Origin of the sequence: Bifidobacterium apicola (assembly GCF_042846865.1) — a bacterium.
In the GTDB taxonomy this organism is placed as follows: domain Bacteria; phylum Actinomycetota; class Actinomycetes; order Actinomycetales; family Bifidobacteriaceae; genus Bombiscardovia; species Bombiscardovia apicola.
Genome location: NZ_BAAFQQ010000001.1, coordinates 76,021 through 98,984, shown reverse-complemented (window position 1 = coordinate 98,984; position 22,964 = coordinate 76,021). Strand labels below are relative to the sequence as shown.

General features: G+C 59.1%; 21 protein-coding genes. 6 read left to right on the top strand and 15 right to left on the bottom strand.

What is annotated here, in order from left to right; translation table 11 throughout:
- Positions 1-30 precede the first annotated feature (30 nt).
- The 7 genes from mltG to rpsD all read right to left on the bottom strand — a co-directional run bounded on the left by mltG (position 31) and on the right by rpsD (position 6,731).
- On the bottom strand, positions 31-1,227 hold the full coding sequence (gene mltG, locus ACGG9J_RS00415) for an endolytic transglycosylase MltG (RefSeq protein WP_390132601.1): 1,197 nt from the start codon (positions 1,225-1,227) through the stop codon (positions 31-33).
- A complete protein-coding gene (gene ruvX, locus ACGG9J_RS00410) occupies positions 1,228-1,710 on the bottom strand; it encodes a Holliday junction resolvase RuvX (protein ID WP_390132599.1) in 483 nt (160 codons plus the stop codon).
- A gap of 7 nt (positions 1,711-1,717) precedes the next feature.
- Entirely contained in the window at positions 1,718-4,399 is a 2,682-nt protein-coding gene (gene alaS / locus ACGG9J_RS00405) for an alanine--tRNA ligase (protein ID WP_390132597.1), read from the bottom strand.
- Between the two features lie 166 nt (positions 4,400-4,565).
- Positions 4,566-4,805, bottom strand: a complete 240-nt coding sequence (locus tag ACGG9J_RS00400; protein ID WP_024627396.1) for a hypothetical protein — start codon at positions 4,803-4,805, stop codon at positions 4,566-4,568.
- Positions 4,805-5,251 (bottom strand): DUF948 domain-containing protein, encoded by a 447-nt coding sequence (locus ACGG9J_RS00395; protein WP_390132595.1) that lies wholly within the window; start codon positions 5,249-5,251, stop codon positions 4,805-4,807. Before ACGG9J_RS00395 ends, ACGG9J_RS00400 begins: the two co-directional genes overlap by 1 nt.
- Positions 5,252-5,343: 92 nt before the next feature.
- Positions 5,344-6,012: a histidine phosphatase family protein gene (locus tag ACGG9J_RS00390; protein ID WP_390132593.1), complete on the bottom strand. Its 669-nt coding sequence runs from the start codon at positions 6,010-6,012 to the stop codon at positions 5,344-5,346.
- Positions 6,013-6,104: 92 nt separating this feature from the next.
- On the bottom strand, positions 6,105-6,731 hold the full coding sequence (gene rpsD, locus ACGG9J_RS00385) for a 30S ribosomal protein S4 (protein WP_015021916.1): 627 nt from the start codon (positions 6,729-6,731) through the stop codon (positions 6,105-6,107).
- A gap of 315 nt (positions 6,732-7,046) precedes the next feature.
- On the opposite strand from rpsD, the gene ACGG9J_RS00380 reads away from it, so the two are divergent.
- Both ACGG9J_RS00380 and ACGG9J_RS00375 read left to right on the top strand, forming a co-directional pair.
- Positions 7,047-7,733 (top strand): TetR/AcrR family transcriptional regulator, encoded by a 687-nt coding sequence (locus ACGG9J_RS00380; protein WP_390132590.1) that lies wholly within the window; start codon positions 7,047-7,049, stop codon positions 7,731-7,733.
- A 29-nt stretch (positions 7,734-7,762) separates the two neighbouring features.
- Positions 7,763-9,007: an MFS transporter gene (locus ACGG9J_RS00375; RefSeq protein ID WP_390132589.1), complete on the top strand. Its 1,245-nt coding sequence runs from the start codon at positions 7,763-7,765 to the stop codon at positions 9,005-9,007.
- Between the two features lie 42 nt (positions 9,008-9,049).
- Here the strand turns inward: ACGG9J_RS00375 and ACGG9J_RS00370 are convergent, their stop codons facing one another.
- The 3 genes from ACGG9J_RS00370 to ACGG9J_RS00360 are packed head-to-tail and all read right to left on the bottom strand — an operon-like array spanning position 9,050 to position 12,565.
- Entirely contained in the window at positions 9,050-10,387 is a 1,338-nt protein-coding gene (locus ACGG9J_RS00370) for an ABC transporter permease (protein ID WP_390132587.1), read from the bottom strand.
- Positions 10,374-11,567, bottom strand: a complete 1,194-nt coding sequence (locus ACGG9J_RS00365; protein WP_390132585.1) for an ABC transporter permease — start codon at positions 11,565-11,567, stop codon at positions 10,374-10,376. The genes ACGG9J_RS00370 and ACGG9J_RS00365 overlap by 14 nt, the downstream gene beginning before the upstream one ends.
- Before the next feature lie 41 nt (positions 11,568-11,608).
- Complete coding sequence (locus tag ACGG9J_RS00360) at positions 11,609-12,565, bottom strand: ABC transporter ATP-binding protein (RefSeq protein WP_390132583.1); 957 nt, start codon at positions 12,563-12,565, stop codon at positions 11,609-11,611.
- A 181-nt stretch (positions 12,566-12,746) separates the two neighbouring features.
- Between ACGG9J_RS00360 and ACGG9J_RS00355 the strand changes: the two genes are divergently transcribed.
- A complete protein-coding gene (locus ACGG9J_RS00355) occupies positions 12,747-14,009 on the top strand; it encodes a sensor histidine kinase (protein WP_390132581.1) in 1,263 nt (420 codons plus the stop codon).
- Complete coding sequence (locus ACGG9J_RS00350) at positions 14,006-14,659, top strand: response regulator transcription factor (protein WP_390132579.1); 654 nt, start codon at positions 14,006-14,008, stop codon at positions 14,657-14,659. The genes ACGG9J_RS00355 and ACGG9J_RS00350 overlap by 4 nt, the downstream gene beginning before the upstream one ends.
- A gap of 27 nt (positions 14,660-14,686) precedes the next feature.
- Here ACGG9J_RS00350 and ACGG9J_RS00345 read toward each other — a convergent pair whose 3' ends face one another.
- Positions 14,687-17,215: a UvrD-helicase domain-containing protein gene (locus ACGG9J_RS00345; RefSeq protein WP_390132577.1), complete on the bottom strand. Its 2,529-nt coding sequence runs from the start codon at positions 17,213-17,215 to the stop codon at positions 14,687-14,689.
- Positions 17,216-17,405: 190 nt separating this feature from the next.
- Positions 17,406-17,699, bottom strand: a complete 294-nt coding sequence (locus tag ACGG9J_RS00340) for a hypothetical protein (RefSeq protein ID WP_390132575.1) — start codon at positions 17,697-17,699, stop codon at positions 17,406-17,408.
- Between the two features lie 247 nt (positions 17,700-17,946).
- Here ACGG9J_RS00340 and ACGG9J_RS00335 point away from each other — a divergent pair, with 247 nt between their 5' ends.
- Positions 17,947-18,537 (top strand): xanthine phosphoribosyltransferase, encoded by a 591-nt coding sequence (locus tag ACGG9J_RS00335; RefSeq protein ID WP_390132573.1) that lies wholly within the window; start codon positions 17,947-17,949, stop codon positions 18,535-18,537.
- A 43-nt stretch (positions 18,538-18,580) separates the two neighbouring features.
- Here the strand turns inward: ACGG9J_RS00335 and ACGG9J_RS00330 are convergent, their stop codons facing one another.
- From ACGG9J_RS00330 to ACGG9J_RS00320, 3 genes are all read right to left on the bottom strand, one after another.
- Positions 18,581-19,573 carry a D-2-hydroxyacid dehydrogenase gene (locus ACGG9J_RS00330; protein WP_390132571.1) on the bottom strand — a complete coding sequence of 331 codons (993 nt, stop codon included), beginning with the start codon at positions 19,571-19,573 and terminating at the stop codon, positions 18,581-18,583.
- A gap of 71 nt (positions 19,574-19,644) precedes the next feature.
- Positions 19,645-20,814: an aminotransferase class I/II-fold pyridoxal phosphate-dependent enzyme gene (locus ACGG9J_RS00325; protein WP_390132569.1), complete on the bottom strand. Its 1,170-nt coding sequence runs from the start codon at positions 20,812-20,814 to the stop codon at positions 19,645-19,647.
- A 369-nt stretch (positions 20,815-21,183) separates the two neighbouring features.
- Positions 21,184-22,128 carry a sugar-binding transcriptional regulator gene (locus ACGG9J_RS00320; RefSeq protein ID WP_390132567.1) on the bottom strand — a complete coding sequence of 315 codons (945 nt, stop codon included), beginning with the start codon at positions 22,126-22,128 and terminating at the stop codon, positions 21,184-21,186.
- Positions 22,129-22,283: 155 nt separating this feature from the next.
- On the opposite strand from ACGG9J_RS00320, the gene deoC reads away from it, so the two are divergent.
- Entirely contained in the window at positions 22,284-22,934 is a 651-nt protein-coding gene (gene deoC, locus ACGG9J_RS00315; RefSeq protein ID WP_267430489.1) for a deoxyribose-phosphate aldolase, read from the top strand.
- The last annotated feature ends 30 nt before the right edge of the window (positions 22,935-22,964 follow it).

The window sequence follows — 22,964 nt, the reverse complement described above, 5'->3', positions numbered from 1 at the left end:
CTGACTGACTATGAGGCTCAAGGAGAAGCGCTATTGGCTTTGCTGGTTGTGTTGAGATTCCCAGGCTTTGTACTCCTTGACATCGCGGTTGAACTGATCCGGGTCGTCGCTGAATCTGGTCTCTCCGGTATCCATGTTGACAGTTACGAAATAGAGCCAATCGCCCGACTCAGGGTGCATGACCGCCTGGATGGCTTCATCGCCCGGGCTGCCGATGGGCCCTGGGGGCAGACCTTGGCGGACCCTGGTGTTGTATGGATCATCGGCGTTCTTCAGCATGGCATCAGTCAGCTTTAAGGCAGAGACATTGTTGGAGTATGCCACGGTGCTGTCCATACCTAGGGGCATTCCTCTGGACAATCGATTGTCAATGACCTGGGCAACCTTGCTGTAGTATTCAGACTTGTTGACCTCGGCCTCGACGATGGAGGCCTTATTAAGGGTGGTCTGCCGATCCTGGCCTTTTGGAACGCCGAGCTGATCCAGCCTCTCTATTCGCTTGGACACCAGATTAGTCAATATGGCCTTGGCTGATCCAGCCTTGCGCACGTCGTACTCGCCAGGCTGCAGCCACCCTTCGAAGTTACCCTGGGCCTCCTGGGGAAGGATGCCCTCACCGTTGGCTTGGATCAGGGCATCGAATTCGCTCTGTGGAACCCCGGAAAGCTGGGCTGCACGTGCAGTAACATCGCGGACACGTTCCCCGGCCCGCACCTGCAGGAAGCCTCCGGCCTTGTTTCGGTCGGTCAGAATGGCCACCACGTCAGAGGCTTTCATCCGTAAACGCAGATCGAAGGTGCCGGGCATCAACCTGGATTCAGACTGAGTGCTGGCAATGGCATGCAGGAAAGCCGCAGTGGACTTGACCACTCCAGCCTTGACTAGATTGGCACCCACCTGATCAGCCCCCTGGCCGCTCTCGACCGTAAACTCCAAAGGCTGCCCACCCGGGCCTGGATAGTCAGGGGCCACCTCCTTGGTGGCTACGATCCTAGGGGTGCCATGGCGCAGCCCTCCTACCAGAATCACCATACAGGAGGCAGCCAGCACAACAGCCAAGGCAATGATCACGGTCATGATCCGCTTGTGACGCTTGCGGCTTTCGCGTCGACGGCGCATCTCTCGCCTCGAGCGAGGAGGACGCGGCGGTTTAGCGGAGACCGGGGCTTGCCCATCGGCCACCCACTGAACCTTGTCCCGGAAGAAGTCCTGCATATCGTCGGCCAATTACCACTCCTTGTCGGCACGTTGGTCGTCCAGAGCCGACTGCAGCAGCACGACAGCGGACTGCTGATCGACCACGGGACGATGTCTTCGCCCGTCCACGCGGGCATCATAGAGCTGACGATGGGCGCTGACAGTCGTCAGTCGTTCGTCTCGCAATACTACACTGGGCAGCTGCTCATGGGCAACGTCGGCATTCTCCGCTGCCTCCTGAAGGCGTCCGGTCAGAGCGCGCACCCAACGGGACGCTTTTTTGGCGCTGCGTCCAGCCTGACCGCTCAAGAGCAGAGGATATCCGACCACGACTCGGGACACGCATTTATCCATAATCAGGTCTTCAACCTGGTCCAGGGCCTGAAAGTAGTCGCCCTGAACCCTGATGTTGCCAGCGGGAAAGGCCAGGGTCAGCTCCGGGTCCGACAGGGCCAGACCCACCCTGGCTTCGCCAAGATCAACCCCCAGCCATACGGCCGTATGTGATCGCACGGACAGCTCAGCCCTCTCGGACCTGGTCACTCAGGGCTTTCAAAGCACGATCAATGGCCGATGCATCCTGGCCGCCGCCCTGGGCAAAGTCAGGCTTGCCTCCACCGCCGCCACCCAGAACCTTGGAAGCGGTCCTGACCAGGTCGCCAGCCCTGAGACCACGGTCACGGGCTGCTTGGTTAGTGGCCACGAAGATGACAGGTTTGTCGTCCTCACTGACACCGGCCAGAGCGACCACAACCGGGTATTCCTCGCCCATGCGGGCACGCAGGTCGGTCACCGTCTTGCGCAGTGCATCGACCGAGCCGAAATGCCCCATATTCTGAGAGGCGATCTTGATTTCGCCTGGGGCATGCAGGGCCTGGTTGGCCAGTTCGGGCACAGCCTGTGCCATCTGCTGCTCATAGGTGGCCGCCAGCCTACGGTCGGACTCCTTGAGCTTGGCCAGCAGAGCAGAGATCCTGGATTCAAGCTCGTCAGGACGGGCGTTGAGCTTGTCTGAGAGCTGGGAGACCAGAGCATGCTCACGAGCGTTGTACTCGTAAGCCCCTTGGCCCACCACGGCATCAACTCTACGAACGCCGGTGCCCACCGAGGCCTCGGACATGATGGAGACTGCGCCGATCTTGCCTACGTGGTCCACATGGGTTCCTCCGCAGAGCTCCCGGCTCCAGCCGTCCTCGCCGATGGAGACCACTCGGACCACGTCGCCGTACTTCTCTCCGAACAGATGCATGGCGCCCAGGGCGATGGCATCGTCGTACTTCATCTCCTGCGTGGTCACGGCCAGGTTGTCACGCAGGCGGTCGTTGACACGCGCCTCCACCGCATCCATGGCCTGGCGGCTGGGTGCCTGCGACCACTGGAAGTCAAAGCGCAGCCTGTTGGGCGCATCCTCGGAGCCGCGCTGTGTAGCCTGGGGACCCAGCTCCTCGCGCAGGGCCTTGTGGACCATGTGCGTGGCGGTGTGCGAGCGGGCAATGGCCCCGCGCCGGTTCCTGTCAATGGTGGCCGTGGCCGTGGCCTGCAAGGTCAGCGTCCCCTCGGTCAGCCGGCAGCGGTGGATGGTCAGCCCCTTGATGGGCTTCTGCACGTCGTCCACCTCCAGAACGGCCCCGTCGTCGGTCAATATCTCGCCCTGGTCGGCCAGCTGGCCGCCTGCCTCAGCGTAGAAGGGCGAGCGGTCCAAAATCACCTCAACCTGGGCAGGGGCCTTGACGGCCGGAACCGCACCCTTGCCCTCCTGGATGATGCCCAGGACCGTCGAGCGGCTGGAGAAGTCGGTGTAACCCAGAAAAACCTGAGGCTCGTCCAGGCTCTTGCGCATATCGTCGTAAACGCTCAGATCCACGTTGTGCCGCTTCTTCATGGCATCGGCACGGGCTCTGGACTTCTGCTCGTTCATGAGCTTTCGGAACTCGTCCTGGTCCACCTTGACGCCCTGCTCAGCAGCCATCTCCAGGGTCAGTTCGATGGGGAACCCATAAGTGTCATGCAGGGTGAAGGCATCCTTGCCGGAGACCTCGGGTTCGCCCTTCCCGCTCTTGGCCTTCTTGACGGCCGTATCCAGAATGGTGGTTCCCTTGTCCAGGGTCCGGCGGAAGGCCAGCTCCTCGCCATAGGCCGATTCGGCCACCTCGGAAAAGGTGTCGTTGAGCTCTGGGTAGCTGGGGGCCATGGCTTCCTTGGAGACCGGGAAGAGCTGGGGCAGAACCTCCTGGTCCACGCCCAGCATCTTCATGGAGCGGATGGTCCGGCGCAGCAGACGACGCAGCACATAGCCACGGCCGACGTTGCTGGGACGGACACCATCGCTCATGATCATCAAAGCCGAACGAACGTGGTCGGCTACCACACGGAAGCGCACGTCATCCTGCTCATCGTCGCCGTAATGTCGGCCCGACAGGCCTTCGGCAGCCTGGATGACGGGGTAGACCTCGTCCGTCTCATAGATGTTCTGCTTGCCCTGGAGCAGATAGGCCAGCCGCTCCAGTCCTGCGCCGGTGTCGATGTTTTTATGTTCGAGCTCGCCTACGATGTGCAGGTCGGTCTTGGAACGGACGTTGTCCACCTCATAGTTCTCGAAGACCAGATCCCAGATCTCGATGTACCGGTTCTCGTCTGCCGAAGGGCCGCCCTCCTTGCCATAGGCAGGGCCGCGGTCCACATAGATCTCGGAGCAGGGGCCTCCGGGGCCAGGGCCGCCGGTGGTCCAGAAGTTGTCCTCCATGCCGAGGATCTCCATATGCTCCGGGTCGAAGCCCTCGTCCTTCCACAGGGAGCGTGCCTCGTCATCATCGGTGTAGGTGGTCACCCAGAGAGTATCGGGGTCGAAGCCGTAGCCGCCCTGGTCCTGGGGTTTGGTCAACAGATCCCAGGCATAGTGGATGGCCTCCTCCTTGAAGTAGTCCCCGAAGGAGAAATTGCCCAGCATTTGGAAAAAGGTGCCGTGACGCGTGGTCTTGCCTACTTCGTCGATGTCCAAGGTGCGCACGCACTTCTGATTGCTGGCCATGCGGCTCTTGGGCGGGGTCTGCTCCCCCAGCAGGTAGGGAATGAAAGGAACCATGCCGGCGATGGTGAAGAGCGTGGTTGGATTGGGCGAGATCAGGGAGGCGGAGGGAACCACCAGATGATCCTTGTCCTGGAAATAATCGAGGAAACGCTTGGCGATTTCCGATGTGCGCATGCTGCTTCTGCTCCTTCAGACCCGGTGAACGCCGACGGGATTACGGGTTGTCCAAATGACTCGGTTGTCCGGGGTGCGAACAGGACGCCCGCACTCCGAACTCTTAGCTGAATATGGTGATTTTACACCGGCCAGGCGCATCTGTCCTGGCCTGTCCGCCCCAGGCTCAGCCCTGGAAGCGGTCCAGATAGCGGCGGTCCAGCTCGTCCTGCCGCTGATGCATTGTTTGGGTGAACTGGCGAACCAGGCCGGACAGGGTCCGTGAAGCCACCTGGTCCTGGTCCTCGCCCAGCACGAATTCCCTTGCACGCTTGGGGGTATTGGCCCTCACATAGGCCTCGGCCTTGGTCACCAGGACCACGCCTGCCGTGACGCCCAGCCCCATCCAGAAGATCCGTTTGAACATCAGCGGGTCCTCCCCTCGTTCCCTTGGCCCTCATTGGCCTTTTGTGCGGTGGTCTTTGGTGCGGTGGAGGGCTTGGATTCGGCGCTGTTGCGGCCTCCTGAAAGGAATGACGAGATCGTCTTGCGCAGGGCGTAGAAGAAGGCTGCTGCTTTGATGACCGGCTTGCCAAGCATTGATCCGTACAGATCGGTCAGAGCACCGACGTTGCCTGCCGTGGTCGAAGCCGCTGCAGAGATGCGATTGACATCAGTCAGGGTCTGATTGAGCTGGGTGACCGTGCTGGCGGACTCGTCCAGGGTGGGCACGACATGCTCGCCCGTCTGCTTGATGGTCTGCGCCAGCTGATCGAAGAGCTTCCCCAGACGAATCAGGGGATAGATCAGAAACCCCGCCAGGATAGCGAAGGCAATGGCCGCTATCAAGCCGGCAATCTGTCCTACGTCCATCTGCTACCTCTCTTCCATTGGTACGATACTGGGGACCACGCTAGCACGCGCCGTCTATCAGTCCAGGCCATGACTGGCCTGTTGAAGCCGATTCATTGATTGAAGGACCGGACCTTGAGGGCCCGCTCAAAGGGAGCATCCGTATCGAAGTCGAATGTGGTGACGCTTCCGTTGCTTGGGCGGCTGCTAGTGTCGTAACGCCCGCCGCCGAAGCGGTTGACCAGACTGAGCAGGGTGTTGCCGTGCGAGATCAGCAGGACGCGATCCTCGTTCTTCAGGTGCGGGTCGGCTGCGATCAGGGCAAATCCTCCGGCAATCCGAGTCCAGTACTCGCTGTCGGACTCGGCATCACCAAAGGGGTCGGCCTCCTTGAGGAAGTCCCTGGTGGCGGCCAGACCGAAACGATCCACGATCTGCTGGTAGGTGCCTGCTCCATGGGGCGCGCCTGCAGCCCACCAGGCCATGGCCATGTCCTGCCCCTCGAAGTAGCCGTAGAACTGCTCACGGAAGTGGCTGTCGCTGACCGGTTCAGGCTTGTTCTCTGACTGGTTCTGGGCCAGGATCCTGCGGACTGTCTCCTGTGCCCGTGTGGTGTCCGAGCAGTAGGCTGCCGCAAAGCTCACCTTGCTCAATTTACGACCCGCACGGTCGGCATCTTCCAGCCCCGATGAAGTCAATGGCGAGTTGGACCAGCCCTGGAGACGGTTGTAGCGATTGAAATAGGTCTGCCCATGGCGGACGGCATACAGATGGAGCAACATGTCCCTATTATCCCACCCATACTCCAGCAGGGTCGGCAGATCCTGGCATGCAAAGAGCCCCGGACGAACCGGGGCCCCAAAGTCGCAGGCGATCAGCGAGCGTAGAACTCGACCACGTACTGGATGTTGATCTGAACCGGGATTTCCTCCGGCTCGGGCTTGCGAACCAGGCTGGCCTTCAGAGAGGCCAGGTCCACGTCCAGGTAGCCGGGAACTGCCGGCAGCACATCCCGGTGGACGCCTTCGGCGGCAATCTGGAAGGGCACCATGGTCTGGCTCTTGGGCTTGACCTGGATGGTCTGGCCAGGCTTGACCCTGTAGGAGGGACGATCCACGATGTTGCCGTCGACCAGGATGTGGCGGTGGACCACGTACTGGCGGGCCTGGGCGGTGGTGCGGGCGATGCCTGCGCGCAGGACCAGGTTGTCCAGGCGGCACTCCAGCTCGCGAAGCATGGCGGCACCGGTCTGGCCGGACTCGTGGGTGCCCCGCTCATAGGCGGCGCGCAGCTGCTTCTCGGAGACGCCGTACTGGGCGCGCAGCCTCTGCTTCTCGCGCAGACGGACGGCGTAGTCGGACTCGGTGCGACGGCGGCTGCGGCCGTGCTCACCGGGGCCGTAGGGGCGCTTCTCGAACAGGCGCTGGGCCTTGGGAGTCAGGGCGATGCCCAGAGCGCGGGACAGGCGGACCTGGCGACGCGCACGCTGAATGTTAGTCATTGATGCAATCCTTACTTGCTTCTGTCGTTATCTGAACGAAGACGGCCGAAACCGTCGAGTCAGGCCTCTCCAATGCTTCACCGTGCCAAGCACGAACGACCTTGCGGCCGCCGACCCATTGATGGGCTGAGACTCCAGATAGGTTCGCGCACAAATACGCAAACCAAGTGTTTATTAAACCACACAAGCCCGACCTGCGAGCGCATGAATGTCGTGATATATTCATACCAACGGTCGGTATCATATTGAGCCAAGGCTTAGGCTCCTCGACCGATCAATGAAGATTCAACTCAGCATCCTGAAAGGAGGACGACCATGGCCCGCAACGCACACCCTGAGCTGACTCAGGAGAGAATCATCAAAGCCGCCACTGAGCTCTTCAGCAGCCAAGGCTACGACAAAACCAGCATGCAGGACATCATCGAGGCGACCGGAGGCTTGAGCAAAGGGGCCGTCTACCACCATTTTCGGTCAAAGGAGGACCTCTTCGATTCCGTGACCGACAGGTTGATGAACACCATGAGCGAGACGACCAGCAAGACCCTTGTCCAGGCAAAGCAGGGCACGGCATTGGAGCAGCTGCAGTCGCTCTTCTCTCCTAAGCAAGCGCGCAAAAGGTTGGAGGCTGCGGATCTGATGTTCCATAAATTCAACCCAAAGGCCAATCCCAAGATGATCGGCATGGAATTCACCGCCTTGGTGGATGAGCGGGACGACTTTGTCGACCTATTCAAACAGGGCAATCAGGACGGTTCACTGCATGTAGACCATGTCGAACAAACTGCAGAGACCTTCCGTCTGCTGGCCAACATGTGGCTGCTGCCCTTCTTTCACCGGGGCACGCAGGCGGAACTGCGAACCAGAGCCGCGTGCTTTTTCTCGATCATGCAGGGCCTGGGCATCCCCCTGCAAGATCAGGGATTCTCCGACCTGCTGGCCTACTTCGGCACCGACGCCAAAACCAACAACGAGGAAAAGACTGAAAGCGAAGTAGGTATATGAACCCGCCCGCTCACGATCAAACATCCAACATGGAACGCTCTAAGGGCAAGGGGCTGCTGACACCTCCATTCATTGCTCTTCTGACAACCGAGATTCTCTCCAATCTAGGGCAGACATGCTTGGTCTTCGCCCTTCCGCTTCACCTGCTCAACATCTCAGGATCGGCATCCCTCTATGGCATGGCCTCCGCTATGGCCGTCCTTCCATCCATACTCCTGACACCTCTGGGCGGAGCTCTGGCCGACCGGCTGCACAAGCAGTCCACCATGGCGGTGCTGGACATTCTGTCAGCATTGACCTCCTTCTTGTACATCCTGATCAGCCGCAAGCTCGACCCTGTTTTTTTGACCGTGGCCTGTATGATGCTGGTCAATGCCTACAGGGCCTGCTACAGCCCAACGGTGCAAGCAGCGCTTCACTGCCTGGTAGACAGCAAAGACCTGACACGTGCATCAGCCCTGGTTTCCCAGGCGATCTCCCTCGTTGGAATGATCGGACCAGTATTGGCCGGCATGGTCATGGGATTCTTCGGAATCATGCAGGTAGTCGGGGTTTCAGCCTCGGTCTGCCTTCTGTCGGCTGCCTGGATCAGGATCGCCGTCAGAATTCCCGAACCAGCACAAAGCCACTCCCAAGGCCCAAGAGCACTCGTAAGCCATCTGGTCGCGGACACGAAAACAGCTGCACAATTTCTGGTCAGGAATAGCAACCTCAAAGTGGTCATAGGACTCAGTCTGGCGGCCAACCTGATCTTTGCCTCCTACATCAACGTGGCCCTGCCTTATATGGTCACTCGCACGCTGGGCCTGAGCAACGCCATGCAGGGGCTGGCCGAAGGAATACTGGCCTGCGGGAGCCTGCTTGGAGCCATCTTGGTGTCCATCCGTCCAGCCTGGTTCTATCTGCAGCGGATACCTCTGCTGCTCTCGGGCAGCGCCTTGGTCCTCCTGCCCATTGTCGCAGGACTGCTTCTGCATTCGCCCACTCATGTCCTCTTCGCCCTGGTAACCGGGTGCATGGCTCTGGCTGCAGGCATGGTGCAGACGGTCAACATCACTTCCCTGTCCTATGAACAGATTCACACCCCCGCAAGGCTGATAGGCAAGGTAATAGGACTGACCAACAGCTTGTGCATGTGCGCGATCCCGCTGGGACAGGCCGCCTTTGGCCCGCTGATCGACCACAGCCCTATGACCCTGATCATCACTGGTGTGGTCATGGTGACATTGCTGACATGTCTAATCGCCAGGCTGGCCATGAAACCGGACAAATAACTGGCATGACAGATCTATTTGGGATGGTCCAGGAATCTGGCATTATTCGATCATACTGGGGTCGGAGCTGACAGGAGCGACCAGGGTGGCCCGTGTGCGTGTCAGGCGTGAGACCATAAGGCCGACACAGGCATAAGCCAGCGCGAACAAGGCAACCACGGTCAGCGGAAGGCCCCAAGAGACTAGACCTGCTGCGCTTGAATCCATTATTGATTGGACTGCAGTGTTGTACCACCAGCCCGGAGTCAGTTTGCCGATGGTCTGCATGACCGGCGGCAGGGGGCCGCCGGAACTCGACCCGGATGTGAACATAACCACCAGACCGAAGGTGACCCCGACGGAGTTTATGAGTGAAGAAGAAGGATTGAACTGAGCAAGCATGAATCCAAAGGATGCCGCCGATACAGCGAATATCAGCATGACGAAAAAGCTCAGCAGCACTCTCCCCCAGCCAAGTGAAGCCAAGGACACCCCCGATGCCGCCATACCGAAAGCAACGAGTGCCACGTAGTATGCCCAGGAGATGCCTGCCACAATGAGGGCTGCTGTGATTTCCTGTCCATTCAGGCTGCTTGATCGCATTGGAGAGGCAAGCAGGCGTCGATGTCGGTCAGGAGAACTGAAAGCTCCGAAGAGCGTAGCAACGCAGACTGTCAATGCCGTCATCAAGGGAAAGGCAGCCAAGCCGACTGTCGTAGCAAAGCCTTTCAACAGGGCTCCATGGTCATCGGTCTTCGGGCTGGCATGGATGTCCACATGTGGCTGGTTGCCGGCATAGTGGGCTACTGCGTAGGCAGCCGCATCCTTGACCGCTGCATATGAATGCAGCTCCATCGAACCGTTTTGGCCTAGACCCGTCAGCAAAGCAGTACGAAGAGCATCAAAATAACTATCCACCTGCAATTGTGCCAGACTGCCGCGGCTGGAATTATAGGAGGCAGCAGTTTCAACTTTCGGGAAACCAGGTGTCTGATCACCACTACGAGCTTGAACAGAAGTGTCTTCAAGTGCATCAAGGAACCGTTGGCCATATCCGTCTGGGATGATGACGATCAAATCGCTTTTGCCGGATACATTGGCGTCCTGCAGGGCTTGAGGCTTATCTTCGACTGCCACCAATCGGGCCGATTTGCCCAGATACTTCTTCAGACCCTGGCCCAGCTCGCAACCAACCTGGTTACCGCAGTCCCGGTTGATGACGACTACCTTCGCACGTGCGGGTTCAAAGCGCCCAACCGCGCTTGAGGCATTGGCACGTACCGCGGCCTGCATGTTCGCAGAGCCGACGACAATCATGATCAGGCTCATACCCACTAGATACAGGAGAAAGTAGAACTTATGCGCCCAGATGACGCGCAGCGCTGTTTTACAAGTATTCATACCGTTGTTTCCTTAGGAGCAGGCCACAGATAGTCAGGAAGATGGCGGCCATAATGGCCAGGATGCCGCAGGTGCGGGCGAAGGGTGCCAGGCTGTCGTAGTAGACGATGTCGTAGAAGAGGTTGGAGACCTGCTTGACTGGGTTGAGCAGGTGAAGAATAGGAGCATGCTCCTGAATGGCGTTGTTGAGGTCCATAGTCATGCTGCCGTAGAGGCCGATAAAGGTACTCAGGGTGCAATCGATGCCTATGACCAGACCAACCTTCGTTTCGGTGGGGAGTTTTGGAATCGCGCCCATCATAGAGCCGAAAGCGGTGGCCATAAAGGTGCCCACGGCGATAGCTATGAGTGCTATCGGGTCACGGCCATCGTTTTGCACGCCGCAGACTGTGCGGACAAAGATGTAGGCGACCAGGAGGCTGACTGCGGAAACGAGCCAGGAGGCCAGGAAGGCGCCCGCTGCCTGCCGCCACTTCGGGCTGGGAGAGCTGGCCCGTCGGGCTCCCAGGGCTGAAAGGTTGGGCTGAGTCCTGGCAATCATCTCGGCAGCGGTGCTGGCACCGATAAGGCAGGCCATAGCGAGCACAGCAAAGAAGTAGGGCGCGGTCATAGAAGGGTGGATGTGCGTCAGTCGGATTTGCTTGGTGAAGGTCTGTCCGCCGGATTGCAGCAGAATTTGGTTGCTTGGTGAGGCAATGGCTGCCCTTGCGGAGTTGGCCTGGTTGAAGCTGCCCAGCGAGGCGGACAGAATGGAGACCGCTATGCCTTCGGAGGCGGTTGCATCGGATTGGATGCTGGCGGCTTCGTGGTCGGACAGGACCATGTTGACCCGTCCGCCAGAACCCGCGTACAGGTAGCCGATATCCTTCCGGCTATCCAGACGCGTGTTCGCCTCGTCCCTGGAAGCCACTGCCGTCGGGATAAGCAGCTGAGTGTCATTGGATCCAGCCTTGGGCTTCTTCGATAGTGATGAGACCAATTCGTCAGCACCTGGGCTGGCTTTCCAATTGGCATCTGAGACTATGGCGAAGTGCTGTGCCTCGGCGGTGTAACTGTCTTGCAGATTGCCCATGATCCCCATCACCAGAGCGGCCAGAATGACTGGGAAGGCCAGGACCCAGAAGAGGGAGGAGGTGTTGCGTATCGAGGTCTTGACGTTGATCAGGAATGAGTTCCACATAGATAGGTGCTCCTTACGGCAATTGAGCCTGGGGACCGCGCTCAGTCGCGCAGTTCCTTGCCGGTCAGTTCCAGGAACACGTCGTTCAGGGATGGCGGACGGCTGGTCAGGTGGCCGTAGCTGGTTTGGGTGGACTCCAGAACCGTCAGCACGTCCTGGAGGTTGTGCTCGCCCTGGCGACAATGGATAACCAGTTCCTTTCCGTCATAGTCGACGGATTGGGCCAGGGGCAGGGCACGGATCTGGGCCAGGGTGGAGTCCTGCAGATCCAAAGTCTCGACGGTGACCTGCTCGCCGGCCTGGACCATGCCCTTGAGCTCCTCGGCAGTGCCTAAGGCGATCTGACGACCGTGATCCATGATCATGATCCGTGTACAGATCTGCTCCACCTCCTCCATGTAATGGCTGGTGTAAACCACCGTGGCTCCCTGGGCGTTCAGCCGTTCGATGCCCTCAAGAATGGCGTTGCGGCTCTGAGGATCAACGGCAACGGTGGGTTCATCGAAAAAGATGAGGTCGGGCTGATGAGCGATGCCACAGGCGATGTTGAGCCTGCGCAGCAGACCGCCCGAAAGTTTACCGGGTCGGAACTTGCGGAAGTCACCCAGCCCCACAAAATCGATTGCCTGCTCGACTAAATTCTTACGTTCGGCCTTCTTGGGCACATAGAGGGAGCAAAAATAGTCGATGTTCTCCTGCACGCTCAGTTCGTTGAAGACGGCTACATTCTGTGGAACCACGCCAATATGACTTTTAATGTCGTAGGAGGTCGGGGTCATCTCCTGTCCGAATATCCGAACCGTCCCCGCTTCAAAGCTGAGCAGGGCCAGTATGCAGTTGATGGCGGTTGACTTGCCTGAACCATTGGGGCCAAGCAGTCCGAATACTTCACCTCGGCTGACATCCATGTCGAAGTGGTCCAAGGCCACCATGTCACCGTAGCGCTTCACCAATGCGCTGACCTGCAAGGCCGGCTCTTGCTCAAGTGAACTGTTCATAACTCCATCATCCCAGCTACGGCTGGCCCAACACCATGACAGCCGTCATCAATGTTGTGGATGCTCAAATCACAACTCATGACATTTGTCATAGGCAGTCCTGCCTGCGCTTAGGCTCAGGAACGGGTAGCCTGACAATTACTATTTGAGGCAATAGGACGGACAGGGCGAGGAGACATTCATGGGCAGGATAGCTGGCTGGCTGGTCCTGCTTGGCCTGGGAACCTCATGCGGATCATGGTATGGTTCAGGAGTTTCAGGAATTCTGATTGCCGGCCTCTTAGCATCTGTAGCTGCAGGAGCCCTGTGCGAATGGCTGCTGCCAGCGCCAGGTTCCATCTGGGGCGGCGCTCTGGTATCGCTTTTGGCAACGTTCATTCCCGACTGGCTTTTCTTCTTGCCAGCCCTGGCCTTCGAGGCGGGGGTCGGACTCGGAGCTATGATTACGGCTACCAGATCAGCCGGCAAGAAAGACTACCAGGCCAAGGACTCCGGGCTGGTCCGGCCCAGGCTGATCTTGGCCTTGCTGCCGGCATTTTTTTGGCTGATACCTGCTGTGGCCGACCTCATACTGTTCAGAGGCCTCATCCAACGCCATGCCCTGCTGGCTTTGTTGACCTCAGCACTGGCACAAGGCAGCGGACTGGCATGTGCGCACTTGGCGGTGGCTAAGGAGCATGTCTGGCAGATTGAAGACACCGAGCGCTACCGGATTCGCCAACTGCACGGCCGCATCAATGACCTTGACGAGGAAAGGGCCCAAGCGACCCGAATGGCACACTTATCCGAGCGGACCCGGATCGCCCGAGATATTCATGACAATGTGGGCCACCAGCTCACCCGCGCCATCATGCAGATCCAGGCTGGCAGAGTGGTTGCGCAGGGCAAGGGCGATCAGAGTACCGAGCAGATACTGGATGATGTCGGCAAGACCCTGGATGAGGCCATGACCACAATCCGTCGTTCGGTGCATGACTTGGAGGATAAGGGCACTGACTTCGCCTCCCAGATGGAGAATGCCAGCTCCGAGGCTTCTATGGGGCGGCTAAAGGTCGATCTGAACAACGGCATCGAGACAGCTCCTGCGCCAGTGTGCCGTTGCCTGGCCACCATCGTCCGCGAGGCCCTTACTAATACGGTCCGCCATTCTTCAGCCAGGTCAGCGCAGGTCATTCTGCGCGACCTCCCAGCCTTCTGGCAGATGGTGGTGCAGGATGACGGCGGGATTCAGCAATCGCAGCCTGACAGCTCGCACCTAAAAGAGCCGGAGCTTCAGCGGGGCATGGGACTGGCCGATATGGAAGCCAGGGCCAGAGCCTTGGGCGGCACGGCCAACAGCGGTCCCAACCGACAGGGATGGAAGGTTTTCGTATCCTTGCCCAAAGAGCCCTGGTCCGACCACAGCAAAGCTGAGCGTGCAGAGGATAAGAAGGTCATGGCATGAAAGTCGCTATCGCTGATGACGATCCGATCGTCTGCTCGTCACTATCAACGATTTTGACGGCAACCGGTACTGCAGACGTGCTCTGGACCGCCAATGACGGTCAGTCAGCCCTCGAGAGTTTTCAGGCTGCTGGCGGCAGGCCTGACGTGCTGCTTCTTGATGTGCAGATGCCTGGCATGAATGGCCTGGAGGCGGCGGAGCGCATCATCGCCATGGATTCGACTGCCCGGGTGCTCTTTCTGACTACCTTTGCAGACAAAGAGTATATTTCCCGCGCCTTGGCCTTGGGTGCCAAGGGCTATGTGATCAAGCAGGACGTGGCCTCAGTGGTGCCGGCCCTCCAAGCCGTCATGGCCGGTCAGACGGTTCTTGGCGCCGAGGCAGTGGCTAACCTGTCCCTTGGCAAGCAGGAGGAGCAGGCACGAAAGGATCCAGCCGAGCCTGTTCCCACGCGCTTCCAAACCTTGACCGACCGTGAGCGTGAAATAGCCGCTCTGGTAGCCGATGGCCTCGATAACCAGGCTATCGCCAGGCAGCTCTACCTCAGCGAGGGCACCATCCGCAATCACATCTCAGCCATCCTGGCCAAGACCAACCTGGCCAACCGCACCCAGCTAGCTGTGGAATGGCTGTCCTCACAAGAGTCATGAGCATACAGCTTTTGGAGCCTCGATCGTTCAGAGCTTTTCGATCGGTGCCAAGCGCAGCATCAGCCTTTTGGTCCCTTCGGAACCGAAGTCCACGGTCAGGACTGAGTTATGCCCCTTGTCCTGAATATCGATCACCTTGCCCAGGCCATACTGGTCATGGGCAACCCTGTCACCCAAGGAGAAGTCCTGAATGGAAAGTCCGTTCGACTTGGGCTGGGCTGAGACTCTGCCAGCTTGTGGGGTTGACGACGAGCCTGCTGTGCTGCGCCTGGTCGTAACCCTTCCATTTCTGGAGGAGAAGTTGCGAGAGCCATGCCCGGATGATCCGAACGAGCGCTGCGAGGAAGTCCGCGAGCGCTCGTACCCATTGCGGGAAGAGCCAAAGCTGGAGCCGAACCCGCCAAATGAACGATGACCGAATGCACGGCCGTCGCTTTCATCCTCGAAGCCGCCGAATTCGTCCTCGTCGTCACCTAGGTCCCAGCCTGCGCGCATCCGCTCATTGCCGGCCTGCCGACGCTTCCAGTCGATCAGATCGTCAGGGATGTCGTCAAGGAATTGGCTGGGCAGCATCTCATTGACCTGCCCCCACTGGGAGCGGACGGCCGCCCGGGTCAGATAAAGACGCCTCTTGGCACGGGTCACGCCCACATAGGCCAGTCGGCGCTCCTCCTGCATCTCGTCGGCATCCTCAAGGCAGCGAGAGTGAGGGAAGGTTCCTTGCTCCATGCCGGTCAGGAAGACCACCGGATACTCCAGGCCCTTGGCCGTATGCAGGGTCATCAGCGTCACCTTGCCCGAGTCGTCGCCCAGGCCCGGCAGCTGGTCCGAATCGGCCACCAGTGCCGTGGTCTCCAGGAAACCGGTCAGCGTAGCGTCGGGAGTCTTCTGCTCGAACTCGGCTGCCACGGACTGCAGCTGACCGAGGTTCTCAAGCCGGGAGGCATCCTGCGGATCCACCGACTTGCGAAGCTCGTCCAGCATGCCGGACTCCTCCAGAACCTTTTCAACGATCTGCGATGGCTTGGTGTCGTGCTCTGCGGCAAAGTCGGTCAGGGCGGTAATCAGATCCCTGAAGGCCTTCATCCGCTTGACCATCAGCGTGGAAGCCCCGGGCACCTCCTCGATATGCTGCACCCCCTCCCAGAAGGAGACCTGATGCAGATCCGCATAGGAGGTCGCCGCCGCCTCGGCACGTGCGGCCAGGCCCCGCTTGGGCACGTTGAGTATCCGCCGCATGTTCACGTCGTCCTGGGGATTGGCGATGGCGTGCAGGTAGGCCAGGGCGTCCTTGATTTCCTTGCGCTCGTAGAAGCGGGTTCCGCCCACCAGCTGATAAGGCAGGCCAGCATTGATGAGCCCCTCCTCCAAAGCCCTGGACTGGGCGTTGGCCCGGTACATGATGGCCATGTCGGAGTAGGGAATGCCCTCCTCGCTGCGCAGCCTGGCAATCTCGGTGGCGATCCAAGCAGCCTCCTGCTGGGCATTGTCGGCTGCATAACCCACGATGGGCTCCCCCTTGCCCAATGCAGTCCAGAGCTTCTTGGGCTTGCGGCCCTCGTTCTTGACGATGATGGCGTTGGCTGCGTCAAGTATGGTCTGGGTGGAACGGTAGTTCTGCTCCAGGAGGATGGTCCGGGCTCCGGGGAAGTCCTTCTCAAAGTCTCTGATGTTGCTGATATCGGCCCCTCGGAAGGCATAGATGGACTGGTCTGAATCCCCCACCACGGTAATCCAGGCCTGGTCCTGCTTGCCCGCATCGGCACCAGCCAGCTCACGCATGAGCACATACTGGGCATGGTTGGTGTCCTGGTACTCGTCCACCAGCACGTAACGGAAGCGATGGTGGTAATACTGCGCCACCATCGGGGATTGCTGGAGCAGCTGGACCGTGCGCACGATCAGATCGTCGAAGTCGACCGCGTTGGCCTGAGCCAGCCGGTGCTCGTACTCGGCGTAGATCACGGAGTAGAGCTCCTCCTCGTTGCCGAAGCGGGCGGTGATCTGCTGGCCGCGCTGCCCAGGCCGGTAGTCGGGAGCATACTCCTGAAGCTGTGTGCGCCAATCCTGCAGGTTGTTCTTGTAGTCAGATATGTGGCTCAGAATGTTCCTGGGGGTGTAGCGCTTCAGATCAATGTTGAGATCCTTGCCGATCAGTTTGATCAGACGCTCGGAATCGGCTGCGTCATAGATGGTGAAGCCCGATCGCAGGCCGATCTCTTTGCCGTCCCGCCTCAAAATACGCACGCAGGCCGAGTGGAAGGTAGACACCCACATGCGGTCGGCCACAGGCCCGATCAGCCTGCGCAGACGTTCGCGCATCTCGGATGCCGCCTTGTTGGTGAAGGTGATGGCCAGGATCTGGCTGGGCCAGGCGCCAAACTGGCTGAGGATCCAGGCAATCCTGCGGGTCAGCACCCTAGTCTTGCCTGAGCCCGCGCCTGCCCCTATCAGCAGGGCCGGCCCTTGGTATTGAACTGCCTCGGCTTGCCGATCGTTGAGCCCCTTGAGCAGCTCCTTGGCGCTGCGCTGGATCAAGTCCGGTTCCTCGTTCACAAGCCACCTCTTGCCATCTGGTCTCGGTCACCGTCACAGGCCGGATGGCGCACACCCGGCAAACAATTATTTCTACCACAAAGCGGTGTCATCGGCCCAGACTCAGGGGTTAGCAAGCATATATAAAACCCCCGTCCGCCTGAATATGGAAAGCGAACGGGGTTTAGTCGGGGAAGTCGAGATGACCCAGTCAGTTGCGCATTTGGTCCTTGGCATTGTTGACAGCCTCGGTGGCGCCCTGCTCAGCCTTGGCCTTGCCGACCTTGGCATCGGCCTTGGCCTGGTCCATCTTGTCAGAGGCGGCGTCCTTCGCGTCGCCCATCTTGTCCTGGGCAGCGTCCTTGGCGTCGCCCAGCTTGTCGGCAACGGCGTCCTTGGCATCGGATGCCTTGTCCATAACCGTGTCCTTTACATCGCCTGCGACGTCGGAAATCTTCTCGCCGGCAGACTTCATGGCATCCTTTGCATCATCCAGAATCCCCATATGGTCCTCCTTAGGTCCTTTAACGCACCGCGACGATGCGTGACCATTGCGGTCGATTTTCACTGTAACAGTCAGGACCTTGAATCCGCGGATTGACGGGCTGACACGCCAAGAAGACACTCCAATCCGCTGGAGGTGAAACCTAGCGGATCCAGGCAGCCGGACCACAGTCCCAGAACCGGGTTATCTTGGTGTTTATCCGTCGGGACCATAGGGGCCCCGCTTTCATGACGACAAGGAAGATGACATGCAGGAACTTGAGGAGCGAATCCGCCGCCAGGGCACGGTCAAGCCTGGCAATGTACTCAAGGTGGACGCATTCCTCAACCATCAGTGCGACGTGCGGCTCTTCGACCACATGGGCGCTGAATGGGCCCGCCTGTTCGCTGGGCACCGGGTCGACAAGATTCTGACCATCGAAGCGTCAGGCATCGGCATCGCCTGTATGGCCGCCCGCCACTTCGGCGACGTTCCGGTGGTCTTCGCCAAGAAGACCCAGTCCATCAACCTTGACGGCGACCAGTACACGGCCAGGATCTACTCCTTCACCAAGCAACGGGAGTATCCCGTCATCGTGGCCAAGCGCTTCCTCGATGAGGACGAACACGTGCTTATTCTTGACGACTTCCTTGCCAAGGGAAACGCCCTGCACGGTCTGATCGACATCTGCCACGACGCCAAGGTCGTCATTGAGGGCATCGGCATCGCCGTGGAGAAGGGCTTCCAGGAGGGCGGCCGTACCCTGCGCAAAGAGGGATACAACCTCAAGTCCCTGGCCATCGTGGAAAGCATGGACCCGGATACCGGGACCGTCACCTTTGCTCAGAATCCAGCCTGAGCAGGTCGGCGCCCGGTCCGGGTCGCGAAAACAATAACGTCAGTCAGTCAACCTGATGCTCGCTGGTGCCGCCCTCCAGAATGGTCTTCACGTCGTTCAGGGAGATGTCGACCATAGCAGTCACTGCAGCATCGGTATAAAAGCCAATGTGGGGCGAGACCTCCACATTGGGCATAGCCTTGAGGGTTTCCAGGGCCTGGTTGCCGACCTTGGTCCCACTCAGATCCTTTTCGAAGATGCCCGCCTCACCCTCAATGGTGTCGATGGCGGCACCGGCGATGGACTTGGACTGCAGGGCCTCGATCAGGGCCGGGGTGTCCACAATAGGGCCGCGGGCGGCGTTGATCAGGAAGGCTGAGGGCTTCATGGCATCCAGGGCCTGTGCGTTGATCAGATGGTGGGTGGTTTCGTCCAGCGGCGTATGAACGGTGACGATGTCGGCCCGCTTCAAAAGGGTGGGCAGATCCACATAGTCCAGGGTGTCCGCCAGTTCGGGGCGATGAACCGGGTCGTTGGCGATGACGGTGGAGCCCAGGGCACGGAAGATCCTGGCCACAGCCGATCCGATCTTGCCGGCTCCGATGATCCCCACGGTCAGGTTATGAATCTCGTGAGCCTGGAGCCCATCCCAGGTATAGTCGTCCTTGGCCTCGCGAGCGCTGGCCTCCCCCAGATGCCGAACCAGACGCATGACCTGGGCCAGAACCAGTTCGGAGACCGACCGGGGCGAGTAGGCAGGCACGTTGGTGACGACCAGCCCGTTCTCCCGAGCGGCCTGCAGGTTGACGATGTCATACCCGGTGATCCGCAGGGTCAGCTGCTTGAGGCCATACTCCTTGAGGCGCTGGTAGAGCTCTGGTTCGGGCAGAGCGGCATGCTGCTGGATGACGATGCCGTCGTATCCTTTGATCATGTCCACGGTCTTCATGTCCAGATCGCGCTGGGTGGTATCCACCTGAATGTCATTGGCTTGGGCCCAGGCCCGAATGGCCTCCTGCTCGTCCGGACGTACTGAATACATGAGAATGCTGGTCATTTTCTTGTCCTTGATGACTGTCTTCATTGATGGTTGTTAGATGATAATTGTCGAATGAATAGCCGGAGGAATCAGCCGCGATGTTCACGCATATAGTGGCCGATCCGCTCCACGGCGGTGTGCAGATCCTCCATAGAGGCCGCATAGGAGATGCGGACATAGCCTTCTCCTCCCGGTCCAAAGCTTGCTCCGGGGATCACCGCCACCTTGGCCTTTCGAGCCAGGTCGTAGACGAAGCTCCAGCTGTCGCGCATGCCCTCGGGCAGCCGGGCGAAGATATAGAAAGCGCCCTTGGGATCAATGACGTCCAAACCAACCTCGGGCAGGGCCTTAACCAGATAATCCCGCCGCATGCGGTAGGCCTCGCGCATCGGGTCCGTGTCGTTCATGCCCTTGGTCAGAGCTTCCTGGGCCGCATACTGGGCATTGGTGGTCACTGAAGTGACCGTGAACTCATTGACCTTGCCGATCTGGTCAATGACATCTGCGGGGCCGGCGGCGATGCCGACCCGCCATCCCGTCATGGCATGGGACTTGGAAACCCCGCCCAGAACGACCGTTTGCTCGGGCAGGATGGTGCCCATGGATACATGGGTGCCCTGGTAGGTCAGCTCGGCGTAGATCTCATCACTGAGCACGAAGAAGCCGTGCTTGCGCGCCACTTGGGCCAGAGCCTCCAGATCCTCGCGAGCATAGGTCACGCCGGTGGGATTGGTCGGATAGTTGAGCACCAGGGCCTTGACAGGACCATCACTATTTTCGATGGCAGCCTCCAGCTTGTCAGGTTTGAGAATGAATCCGTCATCAGAGGTGTCGACGAAGACGGTCTTGGCTCCGCTCAGCTGAGCAATAGGAATGTAGAGCGGAAAGATGGGCGTGGGCAGGATGACCGTATCACCCGGGTTGATCATGGCGGTAAGGCCCGAGAAGATGCCCCCAGTAGCCCCGGCCGTAATCACAATCTGCCTGTCAGGGTCGCAGTCCAGCCCATACTTGTCGTGAAGATAGTCCGCCGCCGCCTTACGCAGACTGGGCATGCCACGACTCTCAGTGTAATGACTGTGGTTGTCTTGGATGGCCTGGATGCCCGCTTGCTTGACATGCTCGGGGGTGAAGAAGTCCGGCTCCCCAAGAGTCAGCTTCACGATGCCGTCAATACCAGCGATCTCCCTGTTGAATCCGAGAATGTCGCTCGGCGCCAGAGCTTTAACTCTGGCATTCATATGATCCGCCAATGTCATTGGCTTGTCCTTTCCCATGCGGTTACTGCAACCATTGTCGCTGGTGCTGTCCTACCGACTATGGGGTGACGATGCACGGGAAATGCTGTCGACGACTGCAGGGCCGGTGGATTCCGATCCGTGCAACCGTTCCAGCAAGGCACCCGGCGTCACAGATCGAATCCGTGCCACCAATAGGTAAATCGTGTGCCCTGCATACTGAAACCTCCTGCGGAATCTGCAATCAGCATTGACAATAAGCGTACAGCGAAGTTTCATCAATCCCAAAAGGCGACCATTATTTGACCAAGCACTTGCGCAATTATGGACGCGACAGGCATCTGAAGATCCATACCAGACGGCGTAATTCCCTTGATTGCATAGGCTCGCTCATTCCTCAAGCAGACGCATGGCAGCCTGCGAATCCGTGATCAGCACGTTGGCATAGCCGCCAAGAAGAGCCGCCCGCATGGATGCTATCTTGAAAGGACCTCCCGCCACCAGTATGGAGCAGGGCTTCTTGCGCAGCTGATTCAGCTGTATCCCTACCGTTCTCGCGTCAATGCCGTCATCCGCAATGGAGCCATCGGCAGCGATGAATCGTGAAAGCACATCGCCGACAGCCTTGTGCTGCAGCATGGCAATCTCCCTACGGGAGAGATATCCCAGCTTGAAGAGCATGGCATCGTCACGAACGGTTCCGCAGGTAAACAAGGCGATATCGGTCCGATCGCCCTGACGAACAATCCTGTCTATAAAACGGTCCTTGAGCACAATATCCCGAGTCAATGCGTTGTCGAAGATGACCGGCAGGGGCAGCACTGTAGTGGTGGTGCCGAAGGCCATGCCGAATTTCAAGGCGATATCCGCGGCATAGTTGTTGAAGTCAGATGCGGAGACACTTCCCTTCAGCTGCACCACCGATACATCCTTGTGCTCATTAGGTCGCAGATGATCGGCTACAGCCTTGAGGGTCCTCCCCCAGCTGATCCCCAAACGGTCGTGATCGCCGACAATCTCCGCCAGATAATCCGCTGTAACCGCGCCTAGTCTATCTCTGATGGCCTCTTCGTCACCGGTCGAATCATATGACAGCCTGACATCTCGCAGGCCGAAAGTCACTTTGAGTTTTCTGGCCAGGGATTGCAAATCAGCATGAGGGTCCGCGATGATAACCCGAACAAGCCCTTCTTGCCTGGCGTAGGCCAGAAGACGCGAAACCGTCGGGCGAGAAACGCCCAGTCTGCGGGCGATGGCGTTTTGACCCAAGCCCTCCTCGTAATACCAGTGACAGACTGTGACAGCTTGATTCCTATGCTGTTCATCGTCGATCATGAAACTTCCTCTTCTCCTAGTCGTGCGGAAACAGCAGCCAATGACAGCGTCACGTCATGTGATGTTCGAGCTTCAGTTTTTGAACATATGTTCATTTTAGCATTTTACTTCCGTGCATTGACTGTTACAGTGATGCCCACAAGGAGGTAACAATCATGCAGATCAATCGCCTAATCGATCACACGCTGCTCAAGCCGGAGGCAACACTCGCTCAGATCGACCAGGTCATCGACGAAGCCCTGAACAATCATTTCTATTCGGTCATGGTCAACCCCTACTGGGTTTCCCACGTCCATGAGCGGGTCAAAGGTTCGGATGTCCTGACTGCCTGCGTCATCGGCTTCCCCCTGGGTGCCAACACCACAGCCAGCAAGGTCGCCGAAAGCCGGGAAGCCATCGCAAACGGAGCCGATGAGCTGGATATGGTAATCAACATCGGCGAAATGACGGGCGGTCGAGAGGAGCTCGTTGCCAAGGATATTCGTGCAGTCGTCGAGACCGTGCATCAGGCAGGAAAAGTCATCAAGGTCATCATCGAGACAGCTCTGCTTGACGATAAGCAGATCGCGCGGGCCAGCAGGCTGGTGGCCGACGCAGGCGCTGATTTCGTCAAAACATCCACTGGATTCGCCAGCCGTGGGGCCAGTGTGCACGACATCGAAGTCATCAAACAAGCAGTCGGCGACAGAATTCACATCAAGGCCGCCGGCGGCATCCACACCAGGCAAGAGGCTGAGGCCCTGATCAAGGCAGGTGTGGAACGGCTGGGCACCAGCTCCAGCATGGCCATCATCGGCAAGGCCTGACCTCGGCGTCCGGGGGCCGGCCCCCGGACC